This window comes from Bartonella sp. AD13SXNS (genome assembly GCF_042196465.1).
Lineage (GTDB): Bacteria > Pseudomonadota > Alphaproteobacteria > Rhizobiales > Rhizobiaceae > Bartonella.
In genome coordinates this window covers 1-4,618 of the sequence record NZ_JBHIQI010000035.1, presented here as the reverse complement: position 1 = coordinate 4,618, position 4,618 = coordinate 1, and the positions used below count along the sequence as shown (strand labels likewise).

The window sequence follows — 4,618 nt, the reverse complement described above, 5'->3', positions numbered from 1 at the left end:
CATAAAAATGACTTTGTTGGTACAAAGATTGGCAAAAATCCTTACACTTTTGAGCAAATACCTCCTGGAAGTGGTCCTTGGAAAGAGAGAGGGCAAATATTTAAGGGCTACCCCAGTGTCCATGCTTGTTATGGACATCCAAGTGATGCTTGTACATCGCGCTATGGTTCACCTAATCGTACGCCAATTTATTCAAAATATTCAGGGAGGAAAAAATGAAACAAATCTTGAAATTATTAAACGGAATAGTTTTGGTTAGTGTAGCTGGATGTAACATTGATAAGCCTTCTCCAGGGGCTCTGAGTATGTGGGAGAAACCTGGTGCAGATTTTACGGAGATAGGAAAAGCATTGTTAGAATGTGGTATGCCAACCCCTTATGATGTTTTTCCAGAAAACCAACAGCAGAGTATTAATGCGAAAGCAACAGTTGATGCTTGCATGGTTCAAGCAGGATTCCGCTATAAAGATCAAAGAGGGGGGGGGTGGTGTTATACTTTTAAAGAGAAAAACTTGCCGATTTGTCGTCCAGGTGCTGTCATACCACAGCGCAGTGTCAAGAAGCGCTTGAACAGCCCTTTTTGTAAAAAGTATAAAAATGCACCTGAATGCAAGCCTTAAGTTTTGCTATTGGTGATGATCAACAATCTGCCATCCTTGCCTTTGCTTGGAACGGTGGGATTGTTTTCTCAATCAAGCAAAACTCTGTTTCTGTTGGTTTTGGTGCTGGACAAACGGGTGGTGGGGGCTCCATGAGCGCCTCTTTCCAAAAGGATAAATCCTCCAGCGATTATCATAGTGTTGTGGAACAATCAGGCATCAAAGCGGGTGATGGTGGTTTTAAGATCAACGTTAAAGATAAAACAACGCTGACCGGAGGTATTATTGAAAGCACCGCGCCGGCAGAAAAAAACAGCCTGACCACAGGAAGCATTAGCACCAGTGATATCAGCAACAGTGCGCATGCTCAAGCTAGCAGCCAAGGTTTAAGCATTTCGGCGGGTGGTCCGATGTATCAGGGCAAATATGGTGTCGGGAAAAACATTGCTAAAAATGTCTTAGATCATTCAAAAGCTAAAGATTCAGAGGAAGGATATACCAAATCTGCTATCAGCAATGGCACTATCGTCATTACTGATGAAGCAGGGCAGAAGGCATTAACAGGGCAAGATGTTGAGCAAGCCATAGCCTCCCTTAATCGTGATACTGCTAGCGCCCATAAGGGTGTACAACAGCTCGATGTAGGCAAGCTGGAACAAATCGTCCATGAAAACCGCGAAATGGCAACGCAATTGTTGGAAGAAGGATTTAAATACAGCGATGACTCCTATAAAACCATGTTTATCAAAGAGCACCCCATCGCCGTGGTCGACCGTGATGAAAATGGCAATACAATCTATGAAATAGATGCGAATGGGGTACCTATAAGAGATGCTCGTGGACAAAAAATCCCCAAGTTCCATTATTTAACGGATGAAGAAAAGCAGCATTTGCAAGAAGGCTCTGATGGCAAAGTGCATGTGTCCTTTAATGGCATCTTTACGCCACCCTATGAAGCTGCTGTTTATGCAGAGCAACATGCGGAGAATAAAAATGTACCGCTTTATTTTGTTGTGTTCCCAGAAGCTGATTCTGCTATCTCAGAACTTCTAGTCGCGGGCTATCAGAAGTTTATGGAAAATAACTTTTGGGGTTTGACCAATTCAACACAAGAAGCAAAAGATATAATGTCTCGCTATGGTAACACAGGATTGCATTTTGATGCCCATAGTCGAGGCAGTTTGACAGGCTTTAATATGCTGAATTCTTTCAAACAAGAAGGTGTAAATGATGTAGCTGGCAATACAACGATCAGTTTCCATGGACCAGCCTTTAATGTTTTAGTTGCATCCGGTCTGTTAGGTTATGTGAGTGATGGCAAACAAACCACTGTTGGTTTTGATGGGCATAGATATGACTTTGTCAGCAGAATTATTGGCGGCAATGGCTATACTTACGAGACAATACCTGCTGGTAGTAATTGGTGGAAAGAATGGTGGAGAGTGATCATGAATCCCATAAGCTCCCATACTTGCCTTGGAGATGTGGGTTATAAATGCCAAAAGTTTTATGGCACATCTCATCGTGAACAATTTCCTTTAAGTAAATCAAGGAGTAAAAAATGAAATACATTTTAAAGTTATTAAGTGGAATAGTTTTGGTGAGTGTAACTGGATGTAATATCGATAAACCTCCTCCAGGAGAGATAGCTACGTGGGAGAAAAATGGTGTTACTGATTTTACTGAGGTAGGAAAAGCCTTATTAGAATGTGGAATGCCAACCCCTTATGATACTGATCCAGAAAGCAGAAAGCTCAGCTACAATGCAATAGCAACCATAGAAGCTTGTATGATTCAATCAGGTTTTCGTGATAAAGTGGGAGGGGGAACTTGGTGTGTAAATCATAAAGCCGAGGATCTTCCCATTTGTCGTCCAGGTGCTGTCATACCACAGCGCAGTGTCAAGAAGCGCTTGAACAGCCCGTTTTGTAAAAAGCATCCAGAACAATATGAATGCTATCCTTAAGTCTTGCTTGTGATGATCAACAATCCGCCATCCTTGCCTTTGCTTGGAATGGTGGGACTGTTTTCTCAACCAATCATCTCAATATTGTATGTAAAGCAATATGGCGTAGAATGTACTTAGTAATCCTATAACCAGGTTGCGATACAGGACGGTTTTTGTTATCATCCAAGTTGATGAGTTTGAGAAAGCCTTGTCCATCCTTATGTGACAAGGTTTTCTTTTTATGCCGCGTCGTTATAACGTTGCTGTTTTGCTTGCTCGATGACATTCAAAAGATCCTATTGTAACCAACGGGATAAAAAACCAAATTTTAAAGGTTTTGGTAAAGAGCCATTGGTAACATGACGGCGGAATGTTGAGACACTCATATGAAGCAATTTTGCACTTTCACGGTCAGTTAAAAGAATATCATTTTCTGTCATTCTAAAATCCTTTCACTATAAAAAAAGAAAACAAAATATAACTATTTATTAACCACATTTTGGTTCATTTTTGAAGGTATTTTATTTATAGAAAACAATATTTATCATATAATTTCTGATGTGATAGTTCATGACTCTTATTGAGAAAGAATGAGAGAAAAGAGAGTTAAAGTTATCCACAGATAATGGGGTTATTCACCCCATATTTTAGGTTTGACCTGTGACATAAGCCGCCCATTTATTCATATAGACACGGCGCTGTTCTAGATAGTCAGTACGACGATAGGAGCGCTCTACTTGTCCTCCTACTGTATGACTTAGAATGGTTTCAGCGACCTCATAAGGGGAATCGGTTGTTTCTGCTACTCAATCACGTAAACTAGAACGAAAACCATGGGGGCAGGCTTCAATTTTATTTTTTCTCATATACGCCGCCATCATCGTATGTGAAAGAGGACCACGACCGGTAAGTGAAAAGATGAAATCACTTTTAGAGATACAGCGGGCTTGTTCAATTACTTTTATTGCTTCAGATGATAGGGGCACGCGAAACTCTGTTGTGGCATTACGCTTGCCTTTCATATTCTCAGCAGGGATTGTCCAGATATCATCTTCAATCTGATCTTCACGAATATGACGCAAAGGATTGCTACGAACTCCTGTAAGGATAAGCAGACGCAAAGCTAAATGTTTTATAGTTGTTGTTTTGCAGAGAAATTGGTAAAAAGCCGGCACATCTCTCCAATCCATAGCTGGTAAGCTTTGTTTTTTATGACGTTGTTTGCCTAAGAGAGCGCGTGCTTTTTCTACTGCTTGTAAATCAACATCTAACCCTAATGCAGCCGCATGTTTGAGACAAAGATTAAGACGCATCAGTGCTGTTCGAGCAGTTCCAGCTTTTGTATGCCAAATAGGGGCAAGGGTATCACGTATCTCTGTTTGTGTAATCTCTGAAACGGGCAGACAGCCTAATTTAGGGAGAATATGGAGGCGTAGATGTAAAAACCAATTACAAGCCTCACCATCATTTTTTAATTCAGCTTTACGGCTTTCAAAAGCATCTAGAGCAATATCTTTTAAATAATGGAGATTGCGCATTGCCTCACGCTTTTGTTTGTTGCGTTCTTTAATAGGGTCACGCCCCTCACGTAAAACAGCTCGCCACCCAGTTGCCAATTCACGGGCTTGTTTTAAAGAAACATCTCTCAAGGTATCCAAGCCCATTTCATGCCGGCGCCCGTGTATGGTACAATGGTAAATCCGTTGAGCACCCCCATTTTTACGCTTATGAAGTAACAAGCTAGCACCATCGTTATATTTGCCAGCCCCCAATGTTGCTGCGACAGATCTTGCATTAAGACGGTTCATAAGAGCCATTTTTACTCCTTTCTTATACAAATTTTATCCACACACTCATCCCACTTGTTATGTGCAAATGAGTGGTTTTGATTGATTCAAGATAAGCAGGTTTGAAATGAGAGAATCCTACGATATTCGGGACTCTCACTCAACATACAAAACAGTAAATTATCATTATAAATCAATGCGTTGTTACCGTTAGAGCAGGTTGTAAATGCACGTCAAGAAGCAGAAAAAGCCATGGCACGTGCGAATGGAGCGCAACAGGTTGC

General features: G+C 41.1%; 3 protein-coding genes and 3 pseudogenes. 4 read left to right on the top strand and 2 right to left on the bottom strand.

Annotated elements, in window-relative coordinates; translation table 11 throughout:
- From ACFIMQ_RS08975 to ACFIMQ_RS08960, 4 genes and pseudogenes are all read left to right on the top strand, one after another.
- Window positions 1–219, top strand: a pseudogene (locus ACFIMQ_RS08975) (hypothetical protein); the annotation flags it as partial.
- Complete coding sequence (locus ACFIMQ_RS08970; RefSeq protein WP_375703880.1) at window positions 216–620, top strand: hypothetical protein; 405 nt, start codon at window positions 216–218, stop codon at window positions 618–620. The pseudogene ACFIMQ_RS08975 and the gene ACFIMQ_RS08970, both read left to right, overlap by 4 nt.
- Entirely contained in the window at window positions 608–2,164 is a 1,557-nt protein-coding gene (locus tag ACFIMQ_RS08965; protein WP_375703879.1) for a filamentous hemagglutinin, read from the top strand. Before ACFIMQ_RS08970 ends, ACFIMQ_RS08965 begins: the two co-directional genes overlap by 13 nt.
- Complete coding sequence (locus tag ACFIMQ_RS08960; protein WP_375703878.1) at window positions 2,161–2,565, top strand: hypothetical protein; 405 nt, start codon at window positions 2,161–2,163, stop codon at window positions 2,563–2,565. The genes ACFIMQ_RS08965 and ACFIMQ_RS08960 overlap by 4 nt, the downstream gene beginning before the upstream one ends.
- A gap of 281 nt (window positions 2,566–2,846) precedes the next feature.
- On the opposite strand, the pseudogene ACFIMQ_RS08955 reads toward ACFIMQ_RS08960, so the two are convergent.
- Together ACFIMQ_RS08955 and ACFIMQ_RS08950 are read right to left on the bottom strand one after the other, a co-directional pair.
- Window positions 2,847–2,987: pseudogene (locus tag ACFIMQ_RS08955) on the bottom strand (helix-turn-helix transcriptional regulator); the annotation flags it as partial.
- A 207-nt stretch (window positions 2,988–3,194) separates the two neighbouring features.
- A pseudogene (locus ACFIMQ_RS08950) lies at window positions 3,195–4,364 on the bottom strand (tyrosine-type recombinase/integrase).
- Between the last annotated feature and the right edge of the window lie 254 nt (window positions 4,365–4,618).

What these genes read in the sequence shown, in the direction of transcription:
- ACFIMQ_RS08970 (WP_375703880.1), top strand. Translation starts at nt 216, where the DNA reads ATGAAACAAATCTTGAAATTATTAAACGGAATAGTTTTGGTTAGTGTA.
- ACFIMQ_RS08965 (WP_375703879.1), top strand. Translation starts at nt 608, where the DNA reads ATGCAAGCCTTAAGTTTTGCTATTGGTGATGATCAACAATCTGCCATC.
- ACFIMQ_RS08960 (WP_375703878.1), top strand. Translation starts at nt 2,161, where the DNA reads ATGAAATACATTTTAAAGTTATTAAGTGGAATAGTTTTGGTGAGTGTA.